Raw genomic sequence first — 20342 nt, forward strand, 5'->3', positions numbered from 1 at the left:
CTCCATTTTTCAACCCGCCATCCGCTCGCTCAACGGCCGCGCCTTCAGGGATTTGATCGCGCGGCCGATGGTGTCGAACACCGGGCCGGCGTCGGCTTCCATTTCGGCGTAGGCGCGATCGAATTGGTCATCGAGGGCGTCCAGCAGGGCCAGTTGTTCGCGCCCCTTGTCGGTGAGCTCGATCAGCATGACGCGCTGGTCGTCGGGATTGGGACGGCGGCTGACCAGGCCCAGCGTCAGCAATTTCGGCATCTTCTGCTGAATGAGCTGGTGCGAGCGGTCCAGCGCCCGCACCAGATCGGCGATGGAGACGGGGCCCAGGGTCTCGATGGCGGCCATCAAGGACGATGACTTGACCGGAATGACGATGCCGGCGCGCTGAAACACCTCGGCCGACTGTTGCTCGATCAGTTCGCTCAACTGCTCGCTGAGACGGCCCAGGAAGGTTCGGTTCAGCTCGATCATTCGTCCAACAGCTCTCAATCCAGACGGCGATAGACAGCCTTCTCGCCGGATTTCCACACGCGCTCCAGGCTGGAGACGACGCCGTTTTTGCGTACCACCCGGAACCGGTAATCGTCCGTCCCCTGTACCGCAAACAGATCCTCGCCGATCGGATCCAGCGCGAGAACGGAGTGGTCGCGCCAGTGGTAGGCCAGGCCGGTCCGGGTGCGAACGAGGGTTCGACCTTCATAGGCTCCGGCCGCAGCGTCCAAGTCCGTAGAATTGATGGCCTCGCCCGAGAGCGCGAAGGCGACCGGGACCAGAGACCATTGCGCGTCCTTGTCGCCTGCGTCCGCCCGGTTCTGAAGCAGGAACTTCTGCGCCGTCAGCAGGGCGTCCGAAGCCGGTACGGCGAGGTCGGGGATCACGCCGACGCCCTCGAAATCCTGCCCCTTGATCGGATCGCGGATCTGGCCGATCGGCACCTGAAGCATAAAGCGATCGTTCACCGGCACGCGGGTTACTGGATGGGCGCCGCCCGCCGTTCGTTCACCGATCACGGTAGCGCGGCCCAGGCGTTGCAGCGAGAACGCCATCCATTCGGCCGCAGAGAACGAAGTCGATCCCGTCAGCACCACGACCGGAACCGTCCCCGACCTCTGGCCCTGCACGGCGGCCAGGCTCCACTGGCCGCGTTCCACGCGCGTGCCGCTGTCGTTGTAATTATAGTCGAAGAATTCCTGTTCCTTGCCGGCGGGGTAGAGGTAGCTCATCAGGAACTGGGCCATCTCCAGCACGCCGCCGTTGTTGTAGCGAAGGTCGAAGATGATCCCCTTGGCCCCCTCGGCAAAGCGCATGGCTCCGACGGCCGTATCCTGGGCGTACTGAGGGTCGGCGAAGAAGTCGAAGCGGATATAGGCGATATCTCCGTCCAGCCGCCGGGCGTCGCGAAATCCGAAATTGGCCGCCTGTTCGAAGTCGCGCCGGGCCTGGGTCGTCGCGTCGCCTTCGGCTTTCGAAAGGCGGGCGGCGACGACCTCGTCGGGATCGAAGGCGATGGAGAAATGCTGGTCGTTGCTGGCCTTGACCAGCCCCTGCGAGAGGCTTTCCGCGAACGCCTTGCTCTCGACCGGCTCGGCACGAACCCGTGTGGCCAGTTCGGCGGAAAGCGCGGGGACACGGTCGGGATAGACGTAGTTCTGCCGCAGCGTGGTTTCGAGTTGGGACACGACCTCACGCTGCGCCCCTTGATCCAGCGTCTGGGCGGAGACTGAGGTCGGGGCCAGAGCGGCGACGGCGAACAAGGAGAGAGCAAACCGTGAGAACATCATCGACCCATCATGAAACATATTGCGCAATATGTTTCATGATGGGTCGATGTCAATCCGCATTGGCCGGTTGTGGTGCATTTGGGGGCGATGACCGCCGTGTGGACTATAGCCGCTCGAACACCGTCTCGATCACCCGGCGATAGACCGCCGTCAGGGTCTCCAGCTCCGCCGTCGGCACTCGTTCGTCGATCTGGTGCATGGTCTGGCCGACCAGGCCCAGTTCCAGCACCGGGCACAGGGCGCGGATGAAGCGGGCGTCGGAGGTGCCGCCGGTGGTCGAGGCCTCGGGCCGGCGGCCGGCGACGGCCTCGACCGCGTCCTGCACCGCCGCGACGAAGACGCCGGGCTCGGTCAGGAAGGCCTCGCCCGAACACAGGTGCTCCAGGGTGATCTGCAGCCCGGTCTCGGCCTGCATGGCGCCGGCCTCGCGGTTCAGCCAGTCGATCAGGCCGTCCCCCGTATGGCTGGGGTTGAAGCGGATGTTCAGCCGCGCCTTGGCCTCGGCCGGAATGATGTTGGTCGCCGGATTGCCGATGTCGATGCTGGTGATCTCCAGGTTCGACGGCGGGAAACCCTCATAGCCGTCGTCCAGCACATGGTCGTTCAGCCGGCTCATCAGCCGGGCGATCACCGGCGCCGGATTGGCCGCCCGTTCGGGATAGGCGACGTGGCCCTGTTTGCCCGTGACCGTGATCCAGGTGTTCAGCGAGCCGCGCCGCCCGACCTTGATCATGTCGCCCAGATGCTGCGACGACGAGGGTTCGCCGACCACGCAGGCGTCGATCACCTCGCCCTCGGCCATCAGCGTCTCGACCACCCGTTTGGTGCCGTGAAGCGCCGGACCTTCCTCGTCCCCGGTGATCAGGAAGGAGAGGGAGCCTTCGACCTCTCCCTCGGCGAGGATCTGGGACACGGCGGCGACCCAGGCGGCGATCCCGCCCTTCATGTCCACCGCGCCCCGGCCGTACAGGACGCCGTCCTTGACCTCGGCGGTGAAGGGTTGCGACGACCACTGTTCCGACGGCCCGGTCGGCACCACGTCCGTATGGCCGGCGAAACACAGATTGGGCGAGGCGGTCCCGCGCCGCGCATACAGGTTCTCGATCCGCGCATGGACCCCTTCGCCCCCCGGACCTTCGAAGGCCAGCCGGCGGCAGGTGAAGCCCAGGGTCGTCAGATGGCGTTCCAGCACATCCATGGCCCCCTCGTCGGCGGGGGTGACGGACGGAATACGGATCAGATCGCGGGTCAGTTCGACAGGATCGATCACAGGAGTTGATGCGCGGCTCATGCGCCTATGCTTTAGGGACATCGCACGAAGATCGCTACGTCCACCGTGACGGTTCGCCCTATACGAAGGCCTCCCCGAAGACCGTGACCTCAGACTCCACCGACACCGCCCCCTCCAGTCCCCCCTCCAGTCCGTGGGGCATCCGCGATTTCCGCCTGCTGTGGTTCGGCCGCGTGGTCGCCGTGCTGGCGATCCAGATCCAGTCCTCGGCCCTGTTGTGGCAGGTCTATGAGATCGCCCGGCGCGACCATCCGATTGAGCAGGCCAGCCTGTATCTGGGCCTGGTCGGCCTGTGTCAGTTCCTGCCGCTGCTGGCCTTCACCCTGCCGGCCGGGGCCATGGCCGATCGGCGTGATCGCAAGCAGACGGTATGGATCTCCATCCTGGTCGAGGCGGCCTGCGCCGGGTCGTTCCTGGCCATGGCCCTGCACGGAAACCCGCCCCTGTGGGGCCTGTTGGCGGTCGCGGCCCTGTTCGGCGCGGCGCGGGCCTTCCTGGCGCCGGCCAGCCAGGCCTTCCTGCCGATGGTGGTGGGTCGCAAGGCCCTCCCGCCCGCCATCGCGGCCCAGTCCATCGCCTTCCAGACCGGGGCCATCGCCGGCCCGGCCCTGGGCGGGGTGATCGTCGGGGTCAATGTGCCCCTGGCCTATGCGGTGTCGCTGGGCATGTTCCTTTTGGCGGTCGCGGCCTTCATCCTGATCCGCACCAGCGGCAAGCCCGCGCCCCAGGCCAATCCCCTGTCGCCCATCGACTCGGTCAAGGAGGGCCTGGCCTATGTGTGGAAGACCAAGATCGTCCTGGGCGCCATATCCCTGGACCTGGTCGTGGTCCTGTTCGCCGGCGTGGCCCTGCTGACGCCGATCTTCGCGCGCGACATCCTCCACGTCGGGCCCCAGGGGTTCGGCCTGTTGCGGGCCTCGTTCGGGGTCGGCGCCATGGCGGTGGCCATCTATCTGAGCCGTTACCCCATCGTGCGGCACGGCGGCCGGTGGATGTTCGCGGCGGTGGCGGTGTTCGGCCTGTGCACCCTGACCTTCGGCCTGTCCAAGATCGTCTGGCTCAGCGCCCTGGCCCTGCTGATCGGCGGCGGCGCGGACATGATCAGCGTCAATATCCGCCAGACCCTGATCCAGCTGGCCACGCCCGACCATATGCGCGGCCGGGTCTCGTCGGTGTCGATGCTGTTCATCGGCGCCTCGAACGAGCTGGGCGAGGCCTATTCCGGGGTCATGGTGCGGATGCTGGGCGCGGTCGGGGCGGCGGTGTTCGGCGGCTTCGGCGCCCTGGCGGCGACCGGCGCCTGGTCGGCGATGTTCCCCGGGCTGCGGAAGGCGGATCGGCTGACGTGAGTGGGGAGTGAGCGAGGGGTGCTAGTGAGCAAGGGGTGAGCGAAGAGGAGTGCGGCGTCTGCCACATCGGCTCACCTCTTGCTCACTAGCACCCCTCGCTCACCCGACCTCACCACACCCTGAAATGCTTCGACAGTTTCAGGCCCTGGTTCTGATAGTGGCTGCCGCTTTCGCCATACAGGCGGCTGGGGCGTTCGGTCAGGGGTTCGTAGACCAGGCGGGCGACGATCTGGCCGTGTTCCAGCAGGAAGGGGGTGTCGTGGGTGCGGACCTCCAGCACCCCCTTAGACCCCGCGCCATGCGCCTCGTCCGTGCCGAAGCCAGGGTCGAAGAAGCCGGCGTAGTGGACGCGGAACTCGCCCACCGACGGATCGATGGGGGTCATTTCGGCGGCCTGATCGACCGGGATCTCGACATCGTCGGACGAGGCCAGGATATAGAACTCGCCCGGATCCAGCAGCAGCTCGCCACGGCGCAGCGTCAGCGGCTCCCAGAAGTCGCGCGGGTCATGGCCGTCGATATGGTCCAGATCGACCACCCCCGCATGACGACGCCCGCGGAAGCCGACGATGTCGCCGCCTTGCAGATCGACGCCGACCGAGCGGGTCTCCAGCTTGGGCGGATCGCCGGCCTTGAGGCGCAGCTGGTTCAGCCGGGTGCCGGGCCGCACCAGGATGGAGAAGGTCTGGGGCGCGACCTCCATATAGAGCGGCCCGTTATAGCCCTCGGCCACATCGTCGAAACTGGCGCCCTGGTCGGTCAGCAGCCGCACGAAGACGTCGACGCGCCCGGTCGAGCTTTTCGGATTGGCGCGCGCGATCAGGCCCTGGGGCAGTTTCAGCCGCTCTTGCAGGCGCACGATATAGACGCAGCCTTTTTCCAGCACGACGCCCGCATCGGTTATCTCGATGGCGTGCATGGCCACGTCGGCGATCCGCTCCTCGACCTTGCGGCGGCCGGGCAGGAAGGAGGCGCGCACGCGCCAGGCCTGGTCGGACAGGCGCAGGTCCAGGCTGGCGGGTTGGACCTGGTCGGGATCGAACGGGGTGTCGGACGTGATGGCGCCGGTGGCGATCAGCGTCTCGATGGACTGGGCGGGCAGGATGCCGGGACGGGGCGCTTGGAAGGAACTCATGGCGTCTGTCTCACACGGTTTTCTCGACTTGTCTCCAAGTCGCGCTTGCAGCCCGCGCGCGGCGGGGCGAGCATATAGCCCATGCACGATGGTCCTGCCTATACCGCCGAATCGAACGGCATCCTGATCCGGGTCCGGCCCTCCTATCTGGCGGGCCAGTCCGACCCCGACGAAGGCCGCTGGGTCTGGGCCTATCAGATCGAGATCGTGAACCTGACCGGATCGACGGTGCAACTGATGGCGCGCCGCTGGACCATCACCGACGGTCACGGCCATGTCGAAGAGGTGCGCGGCCCCGGCGTGGTCGGCGAACAGCCGGTGATCGAACCGGGCGGCAGCTACGCCTACGCCTCGGGCTGCCCGCTGAGCACGGACAGCGGGTCGATGGTCGGGGCCTATTATATGACGGATGCAGACGGCCGCAGTTTCGAGGCGGAGATTCCGGCCTTCTCGCTGGATACGCCCGATGCGCGGCGGGTGTTGAACTAGGTTCGGCTCCTCATCTTTCGTCATTCTCCGGCGAGCGCAGCGAGACCGGGGAACCCAGCGGCGCGCGTGAGCGCGACCCTGTCGCGGACTCCCTTGTCAGACATTTGTGCGGCGGGCGTATCGCCTTCGGCGCCGCTGGGTCCCCCGATCTGCGCCGCTGAGAGGCGGCTTGTCGTAGGATGACGAAAGTGAAGAACGCTGTAGGCGGATGGGGCTGCGTCAACCCGGATGAACCGCAGCCCCGCCCCCTGGAGTCTCGCCGGCCGCTTGCGCGAACCGGCGAGGGGGAGGTCGGCTCCATAAGGAGCATCTCTTTGTGGCGCTATGTTCGCGACGCGGTCGCTCACGACTTGAGCGCGTTCGTGCGCCCTGCGCGAAGCGCCGCGCTCAAGTAGCGCGAAGCGCGATAGCGCCCTTAGATATAACGCCTAAGGCTGCGGGCCAGGTCGGAGCCGCTTTCCTTGGAGCCACGGCGGACTTGCGGCTGGTAGGCGACGCGGGCGTGTTCGACGCAATAGACGCCTTCCGAGGCGCGGCGGCCGCAGAAGCTGAACTCGCGTGACGACGGGTCGCCGATCGGCCATTTGCACATGTGTGCGCCCAGGGTCATCACCGTGGCCGTGCCCGGCAGATCCGGGATCGGAGCGGGCGCCGGGGCGGCCGGCTGAACCGGCTTGGGCTGGACGGCCTCAAGGCGGCGCGGGGCCGAGGGCTGGGGGCGCCTGGGCGGTGGTCACGGCCGGACGCGGGCGGGTGGTCCGGAAGGTCGTGGCGGTGCGCGCCGGCTGCGACGGGGCGGCCCGGCCCGACAGGCCCAGACGGTGCACCTTGCCGATCACGGCGTTGCGGGTGACCCCGCCGCCCAGTTGTTTGGCGATCTGGCTCGCGGACTGGCCCTCAAGCCAGAGTTTCTTCAGCGCGCCTACGCGGTCGTCGGTCCAGCCTGCGGTCATGCCACCCTCAGCGAGTTTGGATTCAATATCTAGGTTCAGGTTCCCCCTCCGGGGTCTTGACCTACCACTAATCGTAAACCAGCCGTTAAGAGACGCAAGATGTGCGAATCAACCGTCCACAGAAACCAGATATTGAATCTTCGTTAAGGTTAAGGCTGCGGGGGCCGAAAGTGAGCGAGGGGTGAGCGAAGTGAGCAAGCGGTGAGCCAAAGGGGCTGGCGCCGGGCGTAGCCTTCGCTCACCTCTCGCTCACCCCTTCGCTCACTTTTCACTCAGGCCGCGCCGGCTCCATCGCCGCCCGCCCTTGCGAAGACCTGCCCCAAAGCGCATCTGGCGGCCCATGACCGAGACCGCGCCGAACCTGATCTCCACCCGCCCCGCCGGCCTGCCGCAACCGCGTCGCTATCCGGGCGTCAACTGGATTGGGGTTCAGACCCTGTACCTGCGCGAGGTGCGGCGGTTCTGGAAGGTGGGGGCCCAGACGGTGGCGGCGCCGGTGGTGACGACCCTGCTCTATATGCTGGTCTTCGTGGTCGCGCTTCAGGACGCCCGGCCGCCGCTGCACGGCACGCCCTTCGCCCTGTTCGTGGCGCCCGGCCTGATCATGATGGCGGTGCTGAACAACGCCTTCGCCAACGCCTCGTCCAGCCTGATCCAGGCCAAGATCATGGGCACCGCCACCGACTTCCTGACCCCGCCGCTCAGCCCGCTGGAGCTGACCCTGGGCTTTACGCTGGGCGCGGCGACGCGCGGCGCGGTGGTCGGCCTGGTCACAGCCGTGTGCGTCCTGCCGTTCGCGCCCCTGGGCGTGGCCAATGTCTTCGCCATCGTCTGGTTCGCCCTGGCGGCCAGTTTCATCATGGGCATGACCGGCGTGCTGGCCGGCCTGTGGAGCGAGAAGTTCGACCATCTGTCGGCGGTCCAGAACTTCATCGTCATGCCCATGACCTTCCTGTCGGGCACCTTCTATCTGGTCGACAACCTGCCCGAACCGTTCCGGTCGATCAGCCGCTACAACCCCTTCTTCTATCTGATCGACGGCTTCCGCTACGGCTTCATCGGCCATGCCGAGAGCAATCTGACCGTCGGCGTGATCGGCTCGGCCGTGCTGATGGTCGTGATGGGCGTCGTCTGCTGGCTGGTGTTCCGCTCTGGCTGGCGTCTGAAGAGCTAGGCGGCTAACGCTGGCGGATTGTTCCGGGGGATTTCGCCATGCTGTTCCGTTCGCTCGTCGCCGCTGCGGCGCTTTTCACTGCCGCGCCGGTTGGGGCGCAGGACGGCGCCCTTCCCGTTGTCGCCATCCCCGGCCCCAGCGAGGGGCAACTGATCCAGAACGCCGCCTCCGTCTTTGCGGGAAAGACCAACGAGGAACGCCGCGACGCTCTTGTGCGCCTGCTTCGGGTTCACGGCTTGGATCCTGCTGTCCAGACCTTCGAGGGCGGCAACACCCGCACCGGCCCCATGGCCGGGTCGAACGTCGTCGTCACCCTGGGCGACGGCCCCAAGGACATCGTCCTGACCGCCCATTATGACGCGGTGAAGCTGCGCGACGGGTCGATGTCGCAAGGGATCGTCGACAACGTCGGCTCGGTCCTGGCCATGATCGAGGCGATGAAGGCGCTGAAGGGCCAGACCACCGGCCACCGGCTGATCTTCGTCCTGACCGACCAGGAGGAACTGGGCCTGATCGGCGCCAAGGCCTGGCTGGACGCCCATGACAAGACCCGCATCCAGGCCGTGATCAACGCCGACGTCGCCGCCTATGGCCGCACCGTCATGTATGGCGAGAACAATGGCGCCCAGTCCGGCTTTGTCCTGACCGCCCTGCGCAGCCAGTGCGCCGAACAGGGCGTCGACTGCCTCGCCTTCCCCGTCTATCCGCCCAGCGATGACCGCGTCTTCTCCGCCGCCGGCGTCCCGGTGGTCTCGCTGGGAACCCAGGACGCCGTCGGCGCGCACCAGATGTGGCTGGCCTTCAACGGCGGCGAGGACAATGGCCTGAAGGAAGGCTTCGTCCCGCCGGTCTTCCAGCGCATCCATTCGACGGAAGACAAGCTGTCCTATCTGAACGGCGACGACGTGGCCCGTTTCGGCCGCTTCATCGCCGACCTGACCCTGCGGCTGGACCGGGCCCCGCAATAGTCGGAAAGCCCATGGCGCCGGTGTTGACTAACACCGTCGCCCGTCCGACAACGCCTGTCCCTATGAAACCGGCTCCGTCGCGCCTCGCGTCGGGGCCGTATCGCTTTTGGAGGTCTTAGTCCCGTGTCCACGAACCATCTGATGGGTGTCTACAATCGCGCGCCGCTGGAAGTGGAACGCGGCCGAGGCGCCCGACTGTGGTCGACCGACGGGACCGAATATCTCGATTGCGTCGCCGGCATCTCGACCAACGGCCTGGGCCACGCCCACCCCGAACTGGTTCAGGCGGTCAAGGACCAGGCCGAGAAGCTTTGGCACGTGTCCAACATCTTCCGCATCCCGGGACAGGAAGCCCTGGCCGACGCCCTGTGCGAGTCGAGCTTCGCCGACGTGGTCTTCTTCACCAACTCGGGCACGGAAGCCGTCGAGTGCGCCTTGAAGACGGCGCGCAAGTACCACGCCGCCAACGGCGCGCCTGAGCGGATCGACATCTACGGCTTCGACGGCTCGTTCCACGGCCGCACCTATGGCGCCATCAACGCCGCCGCCAACCCCAGCTACACCGAGGGTTTCGGCCCGCCGATGCAGGGCTTCCACCAGCTGAAGTGGGGCGACAAGGCCGCGCTTGAGGCCGCCTTCCGCAACCCGACCACGGCCGCGGTCATCCTGGAGCCCGTTCAGGGCGAGGGCGGCTGCCGCGAGACCTCGGTCGAAGAACTGCGCTGGATGCGCGAGATGGCCGACGAGAACGGCGTGCTGATCATCTTCGACGAGGTCCAGTGCGGCATGGGCCGGAGCGGCAAGCTGTGGGCCCACGAATGGGCTGACATGTCGCCCGACATCATGGCGGTGGCCAAGGCCCTGGGCGGCGGCTTCCCCATCGGCGCCTGTCTGGCCACGGCCCGCGCGGCCTCGGGCATGACGGTCGGCGCCCACGGCTCGACCTTCGGCGGCAACCCCCTGGCCATGGCCGTGGGTCTCAAGGCCCTGTCGCTGATCAACACGCCCGAGCTGCTGGCCAACGTCAACGAGATCGCCGGCTATCTGAAGCAGCAGCTGGCCGGGCTTCAGTCCCGCTTCCCGGACGTCATCGTCGATGTGCGCGGCAAGGGGCTGCTGATCGGGGTCAAGCTGGTTCCGAACAATCGCGAGTTCATGGCCCTGGCGCGCGACACGCAACAGCTGCTGATCGCCGGGGGCGGCGACAACTGCGTGCGCCTGCTGCCGCCGCTGAACCTGACGCTGGAAGAAGCCCGCGAACTGGTCACCCGGTTCGAAGCCGCCTGCGAGGCCGCCCGCGAGAAGTGGGCGGCGTGAGCGTGCCTCTCCCGTCGGGAGAGGGCTTGAGCCTCGCAGAGCGCAGCGATGCGCTAAGGCGAAAGGGTGAGGGCCCGACCTCACCGGCTGAAACCCATCCCTCACCCTTTCGCGCAAGTCTGATCGCCTACGGCGCTCAGGCGCTCAAGCCCACTCCCGATGGGAGAGGCAGGAGGATGCAATGACCCGCCACTTCCTCGACATCCATCAGCTGGACGCCGCCGACCTGCGCGCCATCCTGGACGACGCCCACGCCCGAAAGGCCGCCCGCAAGGGCTGGCCCCAGGGGCGTCCCGACGCCGATGCGCCCGGCCGTGACCGCGTCCTGGCCATGATCTTCGAGAAGAACTCGACCCGCACCCGGTTCAGCTTCGACGCGGCCATCCGCCAGCTGGGCGGCGCCTCGATCATCGCCACAGCCTCGGACATGCAGTTGGGCCGGGGCGAGCCGGTCGAGGACACGGCCCGCGTCCTGTCGCGCATGGTCGACGCCGTCATGATCCGCGCCAACAGCCACGAGGACGTCGAACGCTTCGCCCGCGTCTCGACCGTGCCGGTGATCAACGGCCTGACCGACCGGTCGCATCCGTGCCAGATCCTGGCCGACCTGCAAACGATCGAGGAACATTCCGGCCCGGTCTCGGGCAAGACCATCGCCTGGATCGGCGACGGCAATAATGTCTGCCACAGCTTCATGCATGCGGCGCCCAAGTTCGGCTTCCACCTGAACGTCGCCTGCCCGGCCGAGTACCACCCCGACCTGCGCGACCTAGCCAAGGGCGGAAACGCCGTCACCCTGACCAGCGACCCGCGCGAGGCGGTCAAGGGCGCCGATGTCGTCGTCACCGACACCTGGGTCTCCATGGGCGACCAGGACTATGAGGCGCGCCTGGCGGCGTTCGAGGCCTATGGGGTGGACGAGGCCCTGATGGACCTCGCCGACCCGGACGCGGTCTTCCTGCACTGCCTGCCGGCCCACCGGGGCGAAGAAGTCACCGACGCCGTGATCGACGGCCCCCGTTCCCTGGTCTGGGACGAGGCCGAAAACCGCATCCACGCCCAGAAGGCGGTCCTGGCCTGGTGTTTCGCGGGCTGACGCCGATCTGACGATCGCCAGGCCGCTCCGTGAGCGGTCTGGCTCTTGCTTCCTTCCGGTCACGCTTGTCGCGCCCTGGGGAGGCTGAGGCCATGACCACGATTTCCGCTGCGGGTTCCACCCTCACGCAGCAGCTCTATCAGAAGCTGTTCGACCGCCTGAACATCGACGGCGACGACGCCCTGACCCTCGACGAAATCAGCGCCGTCGATGCTGGAAACGCCAAGGTTTCAAAGGCTTTCGAAACCTTCGACGCCGATGCGGACGGTCGCGTCACCCGCGCCGAGATGACCCCCGCCGACACATTCGGCGCCGACACCCTGAACGCCCTGATCCAGGCCCAGTCGGGGTCGGAATCCATTTCCGATCAGGAATATCTTGCCGACTGGTTTGCCGAAACGGACACGGATGGCGACGGTATGGTGTCGAAGTCGGAACGTGAAGCTTCGGCGGATCTGCGCCGGGCGGCCGCCTATGACGCCGGCTATGCGACCGACCGCGTCCTGATGACCCGACGCGGCGTGGATACAGATCAGCCGCTGTCGGTCGATGACTACGTCGTCGCCCGTCACCTCCTGATCGATCCGTCGCAGATTTCCGAGGTTCCTCCTGAGCTTAAGGCAGAGCTAGAGCGGATGCTGGACAGCAGCCGCGAGGAAACCGGCGCCCCGAGCCCGGAAACGGCGCCCGTCCAGACGTCTCGCGAACAGATCACGGCGGATTGGGCTGAGAGGGCTTCCGGCCCCAATGGCAGCGTCACCTTCCTCAGCCGGGAGATCGGGGATTTGAGAACCGCTGAGGCGGCCCGCATCGCCGCCGCCCCGATGAGCGACGCCCTGGCCGCCCGACTGTTTCAGCAGGCGCTGAACAGCTGGACGCCGGCGGCCGCCAGTCGCGAGACGGTCGCCTGATCAGCGACCGGTCTTGGCTTTCATGGGCGGTGACGCTGTCCACGGACCAAGGGCCAGCACCCCGTCATAGCCGCCGTCGTCGAGCGGGCCGAGGATGATTCCGCGCGCCTCGGCGTCGTAACTGGCCATCGACGGATTTACCCCGCAGGCGTCCTGCGAGCAGTTCCAGGCGAACCCGCCCTGTTGCGCGATCTTCAGGCTCAGGGTTTCGCGCGCCGGCAGGTGCCCCGCCGCTGGGACGCCCAAGTCGGGATAGTCCTCGAGGGCGGTCTTGCGGGCGTGGATATTGCCGGCCAGGCCAATGACCCGCGCGTCGGGACGGCCTTGTCGCGCCTGGCTGAGCAGATAGCCCATGTTCAACTCGTACCAAGCCTGATCCAGGCCTTCGCCCCGCGACAGGCTGCTGGGCTGGAACAGGTGCAGGCTGATATCGCGGCCGGATAGTTTCAACTCGCGCACCCGCATCAGTAGATCCAGCAAGGCCTGGCTGGTTCGTCCGTCCTGCACCGCGCGGTTAAGCAGGGTCGATCCGTCCAGCGTCGCCAGGGCGCCGGCCTCGTCTGGCGCGGCGAGGAAGGCGTCCAGTGTCGGCTGAAGCGTGTCTTCCAACTCCAGGGCCACGACGACCGGCCCCTGTTCACTGGCGGCGCAAGCGATCTCGCTGACCGCCTGTGGGGCTTCGGTCGTGCCGTGAAGCTCCCCGATCATGATCACCCGCTCCGGCCGATCCAGCAGGGCCGAAGTCCCTGCGGGCGGAGAACAGGCCGCGATGGCGGCGGCGGTCAGAAAACCCAGCATTGGATGCCCCCTCAATGTCCTGGATTGTAGCTGAAGCAACCAGAGGGGCGGAATTGTGTCTCAGCCCGGATAAGTGGTCGGCGGGCGGCCCCGATAGGGGAGCGAACCGCCGTCAGCCATCCCAATTCTGAAAGCTAAGGTCCGTCTTTTCAGAGGCCTGAAAATAAAAACCGCGATCAACACGGCGTGGCTGGAGGCCGGGTTATGATCCTGGCCTGGTCTTTGACATCGCCATCGCCCCCTGGACTATTCTTTCGGAGTTCGACTGCGTCTGAACCCGCGCTCCGATGGCGCCGTGCCACTTGCGACGTGAAAAAAGGCGCCTGGAAACATCGGCTTGCGCAAATGGCGCCTGGCACATGTCACCCTGTTTTGGGCGCCGTCTTCTCGTTTGGTGTCTGACGGGCGGCGGCGCTCCTCGCCCTCAGGGGGCGGACACCCAGGGCGGCCGTTCCGCGCCGAACAGGGTGGCCATATGGATCAGCAGCAGCATGGCCAGGGCGGCGGCGCCCAGCATGATGAACCGCCACGGCATCATGCGCGGCCCCTTGAACGGATCGGGCGGCCGCGCCCCGCGCCAGCCGGCGAAGACCATGACGGCCAGGGCGGCGCCCAGCAGGATCAGAGTGTGGATCAGGCTCATGGCGCCGCAGGTGGCCCAGCCGACGGTTGGACGCAAGCCGAACCCCTTACCGAGCCGTTAATCTTAAGCGCGCATTAACCACGCCGCGCCCAGAAATCCCCAGCGGGGCAAGATGTCCACAGGCTGAGGAGTCGCCGCAACATCTAGCGGTTAACCATGCGTTTACACCCTCGATATTGGCGTTATAGCCTGCTTCCCATGGGTCGGGAGCCGAATCAGTGAGCGCAGCGGCGCCTTGGAGCGTAAAGGGTATTGATCCGAAGGCCCGCGAGGTCGCCAAGGATCTTGCGCGCCGCTCGGGCATGACCCTGGGCGAATGGCTCAACTCCATGATCATGGAGGACGAGGACGAGGGGTACGCCACCCTGCCGCGTCGTCCGGCCGCCTCCGAAACCTTCGAACGCCGCGGCCGCAGCCGCCGTCTCGACGACGCCTATGACGCCGGCGACGAGAGCTGGCAGCGGATCAGCGCCTCCATCGACGCCATCGCCGCCCGTCTGGAAGCCGCCGAGCGTCGCTCGACCGTCGCCATCCAGGGCGTGGATCAGGCCGTGTCCGGCCTGGTGCGCCGGCTCGACGGCCAGGACGCCCAGACCAAGGGCCAGGCCCGCCGGATCGACGAGATCTCCGAAGAACTGCGCGAGGGCCACCGCCGCCTGCGCACCTTCGAACGCGACACGGGGCCTCAGGTCCAGGAGGGCTTCGGCAAGGTCGAACAGAGCCTCGGCTCCCTGGCCGGCCGTCTGTACGATATCGAGGAGCGCCAGCGCTCCGGGGTGTCCGAGCTGCGCCAGCGGATGGAGGCGGTCGAGAAGGCCGCCGGACCCGGCGTCGGCACGGACCTGCTGGCCCAGGTCGGCGCCCGTCTCGACCAGGCCCAGAGCCGCACCACCGACGCCCTGAAGACGCTCGAGCGTTCGTTCGCCGAACTGGACCAGCGTCTCCGCGCCGCCGAGGGGCGCGTCGAACCCGAGGGCGTGCGCGACTCCGCCCGCTTCGAGAAACTGGCTGAGACTCTCTCTCGCCAGATCGAGACCAACCGCGCCGAGATGATGCAACGTCTCGACGCCGCCGAGACCGGCGCGCGCATCGACCGGATCGAACAGACGGTCCGCAGCGTCGGCGATCAGTTGAACGCGTCCGAGATCAAGGGCGCCCAGGGGCTGGAGGCCATGGGCCGCGAGGTCCTGAAGATCGCCCAGAACCTGAACGCCCGGGTGCAGACCGTCGAACGCGAGGCCGTCGGCCGCGCCGAGGCCATCACCCGTAGCGTCACCGATCTGGTCAGCCGCAAGGTCGAGGCCGATGTGTCGCGCCACGCTGAACGCGTGGACCAGGAGTTCGCCCGCCACGTCGACCGCGTCGACCAGCGCCTGACCGCCAGCGACGACCGCCACGCCCTGGCGCTCGAGAAGCTGGGCGGCGAGATCACCCGTATCTCGGACCAGCTCAGCGACCGCATCTCCCAGTCCGAGCGCCGCTCGCAGCAGGCGCTGGACGACATCGCGCGCCGCCTGTCGGAAAGCTCGGAAAAGATCGAGCAGCGCTACGACCGCGCCTCCGGCGAACTGGCCGAGCGGATGCGCCTCAGTGAGGAACGCACGGCCCGACTGGTGGCCGAGGCGCGCGACACCATGGATGCGCGACGCCAGACCGCATCCCGCGACGACGCCTCGCTGGACATTCCCGACAGCGAACCGGCCGAACCGACGCGGCGCGCCGTCGCCGAACGCGCCATGACGGCCTCGGTCTCCGCCCCGGTCGAGGGCGACTGGCGCTCGACGGTCTTCCCCGAGGACTCGTTCGACGCGGACGACGACTGGTCCGTCGATCCCGTCTCGCCCGAAGCGGCCATGGCCACGCCCTTCCCAGCCACGGCCTTCCCGGCGGGCCCCTCGGCCGCCGTCGCGTTCGAATCCGCCCAGCCGGAGCCGGCGCCGGAAGTCCAACCCGAGCCTTCGACGTTTGCGGCCGCGCCCGAACCCGCGCCTGAGCCCGAGCCCGTCATCCAGCCCTTCGCCGGCTTCGGCGGCGCCGACGTCGATGACGCCCTGGACGCGACGGCAGGCGGCTTCGCCGCTTCGCCCGCAGCGTCTGCGCCGGTGTCCCACGCACCCGCCGCCCCGCCCGCTGCCCTATCGGACGGCGACGACGACTTCCGCGGCGAGACCGAGTTTGTCGATCCACGCCGGATCCGGGCCAGCATGGGCGCCGCCGCCGCCGCCGGTCGCGCCGCCTCCACCCGCAGCACGATCGACGCCGCCCGCGCGGCCATGATCACGCCGGCCCTGCCGGCCGAGGCCCCGCCCCGCCAGGGCTTCGGCCTGGCGCCCAAGCGCGGCGGCAAGTCTAAGCTGCAGGAGCGGCTGGACAAACAGGCCGCCCGGGACGGATCCACGGTCAAGAAGGCCTTCCTGGCCTCGGTGACGGCCGTGGCCCTGACCGGCGGCGGCTACGCCTTCCTGACCATCGCGGACGGTTCGGGGCTGCCCGATATTCAGCTGCCCGGATTGACTAAGGCGGCCGTAGCGCCAGCCATGACGTCGGACACGCCGATCGCCATGGCCGTCATCCCGACCGATGCGGTCCCGACCTCTGACGCCGGCGCCGCCGAGTTCGAGCGCGCCGTGGGTCGGATCGAAGGCGGCGACATGGAAGGCGTCGACGAGCTGAAGCGCGCCGCCAACCTCGGCTACGCCCCCGCCCAGACCTATCTGGGCCAGCTGTATCTGACCGGCGGAAACGGCGTGTCCGCCAATCCCGCCGAAAGCCGCCAGTGGGGCCGTCGCGCGGCCGAGGCCGGCGATCCGGGCGGCATGCACCTGTACGGGATGCAACTGTACGAAGGCGACGGCGGCGTGGCCAACCAGGCCGAGGGGCTGATCTGGCTGCTCCGCGCGGCCGAGCGCGGCCTGACCGACAGCCAGTACAACGTCGCCCGTATCTACGAGACCGGCGCGGACGGGGTGGCCAAGAACCCGACCGAGGCCCTGAAGTGGTACATGATCGCGGCCCGCAACGGCGATAGCGAGGCCCAGACGGCCGTCAATCGCCTGCGTCCCGCCGCCTCCGCGACCGCCCAGCGCGCCGCCCGCACCGCCGCCGACGCCTTCGTGCGCCAACAGAGCCAGGGCCAAGGTTAGGCTCAGGGTTAGTCGCAGGGTTAGATCTTAAACCTTTGCGCGTACGGGTGGCGGGGCGGCGCCCGCGTCGCTAAAGATCAGCTGTCGCCTTTCGGCGTCTCCCGTTCCGCTCCAGCCGAAGGCGCGTCCTTTGGACATCTATCTGCCGATCGCCGAGGTTTCGGTGAACTGGCCGACCCTGGTGATTCTGGGGGCGGTGGTCGGGTTCGTCTCGGGCCTGTTCGGCATCGGCGGCGGCTTCCTGATGGCGCCGATCCTGGTCTTTTTGGGCATCCCCCCCACCGTCGCCGTCGCCAGCCAGGCCAGCCACGTGGTCGCCTCCTCGACCTCGGGCGTCATTCGCTACGCGGGCCAGGGCGCGGTCGATTTCAAGATGGGCGGGGTCATGGCCGCCGGCGGCGCCCTGGGGGCGCTCGCGGGTGTCGAGCTGTTCCGCTATCTGCGGCTGCTGGGCCAGGCCGATCTGGTCGTGGCCCTGTCCTATCTGATCTTCCTCGGCGTCATCGGCTCCCTGATGCTGCACGAGAGCCTGACCGAGATCCTGCGTCGCCGGCGCGGGGTGGCCGCGCCGCACAAGGACCGGCGCCGGCCCCTGTGGCTGTACGGCCTGCCGCTGAAGATGAAGTTCCCCAAGTCCGGCCTCTATATCAGCGCCCTGCCGCCGTTCGGCCTCGGCGTCTTCGCCGGGGTCCTGTCGGCCATCATGGGCGTCGGCGGCGGCTTCATCCTGGTGCCGGCCATGCTCTATGTGCTGCGGATGCGAGCCGGGGCGGTGGTGGGCACCAGCCTGTTCCAGATCATCATCACTACGGCCATCACCACTATTCTCCAGGCCGGGCGCAACCAGACGGTCGATATCCTGCTGTCCACCATTCTGCTGTTGGGCGGGGTGGTCGGGGCCCAGATCGGGGCGCGCTTCGCCGGCCGATTCCGGGCGGAGGAGTTGCGCGCCGCCCTGGGGCTGATCGTGCTGCTGGTCGGCATCCAGATGGGGCTGGACCTGTTCGTCCGGCCAAGCGACATCTTCCTGCTGGCGCCGGGGATCTCGGACTGATGCTGGCGCTTCCACCTCCTCCGCCCGCGATAGAGGCGCCCGCTCCGGATCGGTCCGAGGCCACGACCGGCGAGCTGCGCGTCGCCGCCGCCCTGACCAATGCCCAGGTGCGGGTCGATTCCAGTTTCACGGGCGCTTCCATCGTCCTGTACGGCGCGGTGTTCAATCCGTCGGACCAGCCGGCGGACGTCGTCGTCGTGGTTCGGGGCCCCGACGCCCCCGTTCGTCTGGTCAAGAAGACCCGCAACATGGGCGTCTGGCTGAACAGCCGTCCCGTCCTGTTCGAGGGCGCGCCGGGCTTCTACATGACCGCCTCGACCCGCCCCCTGTCGGACATCGCGGACTTCGGCCAGCTGCGTCGCCTCGGCGTCGGCGTGGATCATCTGCGCATCGACGCCCCGGAAGAGGCCGGGACCGTGACCCGCTACGGGGTGCGCGACGTGGTCGTCAGCCGTCTGGGCGACGACTATCTGGATTGGCGCCGCGCCGTGATCCGGCTGAAAGAGGCGGCGGCCCTCTATGACACCGATCCCGACGGGGTCGAGTTCGTGGATCGCGGCCTGTTCCGGGCCGAGGTCAAACTGCCGACCGTCGCCCCGACCGGCAAATACTATGCCGAGGTCTGGCTGTTTCAGGACGGCGAGCCCCGGTCGGTGTCGAACATGACCCTGACGGTCGAGAAGGTCGGTCTGGAGCGCGACATCTATGAGTTCGCCCATCGCCGCCCCTGGCTGTACGGCCTGTTGTGCGTCGTGCTGGCGGCCCTGACCGGCTACGGCGCCTCGCGTCTGTTCAGCCGGCGCGACTGAAGCCCAGTTCGGCGCGTAAGGCCTCGGCCGTCAGTCCGCCCGTGCGGAGTTCCGCCAGGGTCGCCGATCGGTCCCGCTTGGCGTAGCGCCGCCCGTCCGGTCCGGTCAGCAGCCGGTGGTGGCGATAGACGGGCGCTGGCCAACCCATCAACGCCTGAAGCAGGCTTTGCACATGGGTCGCCTCGAACAGGTCCTCGCCGCGGATAACGTGGTCGACGCCTTGCAGGGCGTCGTCATGGGTCACGGCCAGATGATAGGCGACGCCCGTATCCTTGCGCGCCAGCACCACGTCTCCCGCCGCGTCGGGTCGCACGGGTAGGACGCCGGTCTCGCCATTCGGGCCCGCGCCCAGTTCGATGAAATGAAGCCCGGTCCAGGCCGCCTCGCCCAGGGCGTCACGCGCTCGATCCAGCGACAGTCGCCAGGCGAAGGGCTGTCCCCCTTCCAGAAGTCGGGCTTCCTCGTCTGCCGGATGCGGCCCCGGCCGCACCGCCTCGCTCGCCCCATGCGGCGCATTGCCGATGTGGTCGAGGATCTCTTTCCGGGTACGGAAACATCGATAGAGCAGGTCACGCGCCCTCAGGGCTTCGATCACCGCAGCATAGTCCGCCAGATGATCCGACTGGCGCCGAACCGGCGTCTCCCAGTCCAGCCCCAGCCAGGCGAGGTCTTCCAGGATGGCGGCCTCATGTTCCGGCCGGCAGCGCGTTGGATCGATGTCCTCGATCCTCAGCACGAACTGCCCGCCCGTCGCCTTCGCCGCCGACCATGCGGTCAGGGCCGAAAAGGCATGGCCCTTGTGTAGGCGGCCGGTGGGGGAGGGGGCGAAACGGGTGGTGAACATCTAGTCGGTCGCGGGATCCAGCAGGCGAGCCCAGTCGCGCGCGGCGTGAAGAATACGGACGACCTCCACCGCCTCAGATATGCGATAGAAGATCAGATAATCGTCTAGCGGGCGTTTTCGCAGGTTCTGAACGCCAGCCTCCGGATAGGCGCGTGGTTGATCAACCAGGCCTTCGCAGGCGTCGAGCAGTTTCAGTACGAAACGCCGAGCAGCCCTCGCGCTATCACGGGCGATGAAGGCTTCGATCTCAGCAAGGTCGCGGGCTGCGGCCCGCGTGATGACCAGCCTCATTGGCCGTCGTTTGCCCAGCGCGCTTTCATTTGCGCCCGTACCTCGTCGATCGTGTGAACCCGACCGGCGTCAGCGTCGTCGATGCCTTCCTGGAGCTTGCCCAGCAAGGCCGCCAAACGGGCCTCATGCTCCTGGACCAGCCGCACGCCGGTGCGCAGCACCTCGCTCTTGGAGCCGTAGCGGCCTTGCTTGACCAGGTTGTCCACCACCTGTTCCAAGGCTCCCAGTTCGACGGTCATGGTCATGGCGCGTGCTCCTTTGATCCAATAATAGTTATTGGCGAACCGCTTTGACAGCCGTTT

The 20342-nt window shown here is 67.6% G+C and carries 19 protein-coding genes and 1 pseudogene; 10 read left to right on the plus strand and 10 right to left on the minus strand.

All coding sequences use genetic code 11. From position 1 onward, the window contains the following. Positions 1-9: 9 nt before the first annotated feature. From OU998_RS03345 to dapE, 3 genes are all read right to left on the minus strand, one after another. Complete coding sequence (locus tag OU998_RS03345) at positions 10-465, minus strand: MarR family winged helix-turn-helix transcriptional regulator (protein ID WP_267515433.1); 456 nt, start codon at positions 463-465, stop codon at positions 10-12. A gap of 14 nt (positions 466-479) precedes the next feature. Next, positions 480-1775: a S41 family peptidase gene (locus tag OU998_RS03350; protein ID WP_267515434.1), complete on the minus strand. Its 1296-nt coding sequence runs from the start codon at positions 1773-1775 to the stop codon at positions 480-482. Positions 1776-1878: 103 nt separating this feature from the next. Beyond that, positions 1879-3066, minus strand: a complete 1188-nt coding sequence (gene dapE, locus OU998_RS03355) for a succinyl-diaminopimelate desuccinylase (RefSeq protein ID WP_267515435.1) — start codon at positions 3064-3066, stop codon at positions 1879-1881. 83 nt (positions 3067-3149) lie between these two features. On the opposite strand from dapE, the gene OU998_RS03360 reads away from it, so the two are divergent. Next, a complete protein-coding gene (locus OU998_RS03360; protein ID WP_267515436.1) occupies positions 3150-4415 on the plus strand; it encodes an MFS transporter in 1266 nt (421 codons plus the stop codon). 109 nt (positions 4416-4524) lie between these two features. On the opposite strand, the gene OU998_RS03365 is transcribed toward OU998_RS03360, so the two are convergent. Beyond that, positions 4525-5550 (minus strand): 2'-deoxycytidine 5'-triphosphate deaminase, encoded by a 1026-nt coding sequence (locus OU998_RS03365; RefSeq protein ID WP_267515437.1) that lies wholly within the window; start codon positions 5548-5550, stop codon positions 4525-4527. Positions 5551-5631: 81 nt separating this feature from the next. On the opposite strand from OU998_RS03365, the gene apaG reads away from it, so the two are divergent. After that, entirely contained in the window at positions 5632-6039 is a 408-nt protein-coding gene (gene apaG / locus OU998_RS03370) for a Co2+/Mg2+ efflux protein ApaG (RefSeq protein ID WP_267515438.1), read from the plus strand. A gap of 415 nt (positions 6040-6454) precedes the next feature. Here apaG and OU998_RS03375 read toward each other — a convergent pair. Continuing rightward, positions 6455-6992 (minus strand): annotated as a pseudogene (locus OU998_RS03375) (GcrA family cell cycle regulator). Between the two features lie 340 nt (positions 6993-7332). On the opposite strand from OU998_RS03375, the gene OU998_RS03380 reads away from it, so the two are divergent. The 5 genes from OU998_RS03380 to OU998_RS03400 all read left to right on the plus strand — a co-directional run bounded on the left by OU998_RS03380 (position 7333) and on the right by OU998_RS03400 (position 12458). After that, the gene (locus OU998_RS03380) at positions 7333-8166 is read left to right on the plus strand and encodes an ABC transporter permease (RefSeq protein ID WP_267515439.1); all 834 of its coding nucleotides are present in this window, start codon (positions 7333-7335) and stop codon (positions 8164-8166) included. A 38-nt stretch (positions 8167-8204) separates the two neighbouring features. Then, the gene (locus tag OU998_RS03385; protein ID WP_267515440.1) at positions 8205-9134 is read left to right on the plus strand and encodes a M28 family metallopeptidase; all 930 of its coding nucleotides are present in this window, start codon (positions 8205-8207) and stop codon (positions 9132-9134) included. A gap of 99 nt (positions 9135-9233) precedes the next feature. Then, complete coding sequence (locus tag OU998_RS03390; protein WP_267516695.1) at positions 9234-10451, plus strand: aspartate aminotransferase family protein; 1218 nt, start codon at positions 9234-9236, stop codon at positions 10449-10451. Between the two features lie 181 nt (positions 10452-10632). Then, entirely contained in the window at positions 10633-11547 is a 915-nt protein-coding gene (gene argF, locus OU998_RS03395; RefSeq protein ID WP_267515441.1) for an ornithine carbamoyltransferase, read from the plus strand. A gap of 92 nt (positions 11548-11639) precedes the next feature. Continuing rightward, complete coding sequence (locus tag OU998_RS03400) at positions 11640-12458, plus strand: EF-hand domain-containing protein (protein WP_267515442.1); 819 nt, start codon at positions 11640-11642, stop codon at positions 12456-12458. Here the strand turns inward: OU998_RS03400 and OU998_RS03405 are convergent, their stop codons facing one another. Both OU998_RS03405 and OU998_RS03410 read right to left on the minus strand, forming a co-directional pair. Continuing rightward, positions 12459-13256: a hypothetical protein gene (locus OU998_RS03405; RefSeq protein ID WP_267515443.1), complete on the minus strand. Its 798-nt coding sequence runs from the start codon at positions 13254-13256 to the stop codon at positions 12459-12461. A 424-nt stretch (positions 13257-13680) separates the two neighbouring features. Continuing rightward, complete coding sequence (locus OU998_RS03410) at positions 13681-13935, minus strand: hypothetical protein (RefSeq protein ID WP_420709790.1); 255 nt, start codon at positions 13933-13935, stop codon at positions 13681-13683. Positions 13936-14117: 182 nt separating this feature from the next. Here OU998_RS03410 and OU998_RS03415 point away from each other — a divergent pair, with 182 nt between their 5' ends. The 3 genes from OU998_RS03415 (at position 14118) to OU998_RS03425 (ending at position 18905) form a co-directional block, all read left to right on the plus strand. Further along, positions 14118-17042, plus strand: coding sequence for a hypothetical protein (locus OU998_RS03415; protein ID WP_267515444.1), 2925 nt, complete (start codon positions 14118-14120; stop codon positions 17040-17042). Positions 17043-17172: 130 nt separating this feature from the next. Next, positions 17173-18096 (plus strand): sulfite exporter TauE/SafE family protein, encoded by a 924-nt coding sequence (locus OU998_RS03420; protein ID WP_267515445.1) that lies wholly within the window; start codon positions 17173-17175, stop codon positions 18094-18096. Next, on the plus strand, positions 18096-18905 hold the full coding sequence (locus OU998_RS03425) for a TIGR02186 family protein (protein ID WP_267515446.1): 810 nt from the start codon (positions 18096-18098) through the stop codon (positions 18903-18905). Before OU998_RS03420 ends, OU998_RS03425 begins: the two co-directional genes overlap by 1 nt. On the opposite strand, the gene gluQRS is transcribed toward OU998_RS03425, so the two are convergent. The 3 genes from gluQRS to OU998_RS03440 are packed head-to-tail and all read right to left on the minus strand — an operon-like array spanning position 18889 to position 20285. Then, on the minus strand, positions 18889-19749 hold the full coding sequence (gene gluQRS / locus OU998_RS03430) for a tRNA glutamyl-Q(34) synthetase GluQRS (RefSeq protein ID WP_267515447.1): 861 nt from the start codon (positions 19747-19749) through the stop codon (positions 18889-18891). The genes OU998_RS03425 and gluQRS overlap by 17 nt on opposite strands. Next, positions 19750-20040 (minus strand): type II toxin-antitoxin system RelE/ParE family toxin, encoded by a 291-nt coding sequence (locus OU998_RS03435; RefSeq protein ID WP_267515448.1) that lies wholly within the window; start codon positions 20038-20040, stop codon positions 19750-19752. Continuing rightward, on the minus strand, positions 20037-20285 hold the full coding sequence (locus OU998_RS03440; RefSeq protein WP_267515449.1) for a type II toxin-antitoxin system ParD family antitoxin: 249 nt from the start codon (positions 20283-20285) through the stop codon (positions 20037-20039). Before OU998_RS03440 ends, OU998_RS03435 begins: the two co-directional genes overlap by 4 nt. Positions 20286-20342 lie beyond the last annotated feature (57 nt).

It is taken from the genome of Brevundimonas sp. SL130 (assembly GCF_026625805.1).
Lineage (GTDB): Bacteria > Pseudomonadota > Alphaproteobacteria > Caulobacterales > Caulobacteraceae > Brevundimonas.

Coding starts and splice junctions, on each gene's coding strand:
- OU998_RS03350 (WP_267515434.1), bottom strand. CDS start 1,775: ATGATGTTCTCACGGTTTGCTCTCTCCTTGTTCGCCGTCGCCGCTCTG.
- OU998_RS03440 (WP_267515449.1), bottom strand. CDS start 20,285: ATGACCATGACCGTCGAACTGGGAGCCTTGGAACAGGTGGTGGACAAC.
- OU998_RS03425 (WP_267515446.1), top strand. CDS start 18,096: ATGCTGGCGCTTCCACCTCCTCCGCCCGCGATAGAGGCGCCCGCTCCG.
- gluQRS (WP_267515447.1), bottom strand. CDS start 19,749: ATGTTCACCACCCGTTTCGCCCCCTCCCCCACCGGCCGCCTACACAAG.
- apaG (WP_267515438.1), top strand. CDS start 5,632: ATGCACGATGGTCCTGCCTATACCGCCGAATCGAACGGCATCCTGATC.
- OU998_RS03380 (WP_267515439.1), top strand. CDS start 7,333: ATGACCGAGACCGCGCCGAACCTGATCTCCACCCGCCCCGCCGGCCTG.
- OU998_RS03345 (WP_267515433.1), bottom strand. CDS start 465: ATGATCGAGCTGAACCGAACCTTCCTGGGCCGTCTCAGCGAGCAGTTG.
- OU998_RS03365 (WP_267515437.1), bottom strand. CDS start 5,550: ATGAGTTCCTTCCAAGCGCCCCGTCCCGGCATCCTGCCCGCCCAGTCC.
- OU998_RS03385 (WP_267515440.1), top strand. CDS start 8,205: ATGCTGTTCCGTTCGCTCGTCGCCGCTGCGGCGCTTTTCACTGCCGCG.
- argF (WP_267515441.1), top strand. CDS start 10,633: ATGACCCGCCACTTCCTCGACATCCATCAGCTGGACGCCGCCGACCTG.
- OU998_RS03400 (WP_267515442.1), top strand. CDS start 11,640: ATGACCACGATTTCCGCTGCGGGTTCCACCCTCACGCAGCAGCTCTAT.
- dapE (WP_267515435.1), bottom strand. CDS start 3,066: ATGAGCCGCGCATCAACTCCTGTGATCGATCCTGTCGAACTGACCCGC.
- OU998_RS03435 (WP_267515448.1), bottom strand. CDS start 20,040: ATGAGGCTGGTCATCACGCGGGCCGCAGCCCGCGACCTTGCTGAGATC.
- OU998_RS03405 (WP_267515443.1), bottom strand. CDS start 13,256: ATGCTGGGTTTTCTGACCGCCGCCGCCATCGCGGCCTGTTCTCCGCCC.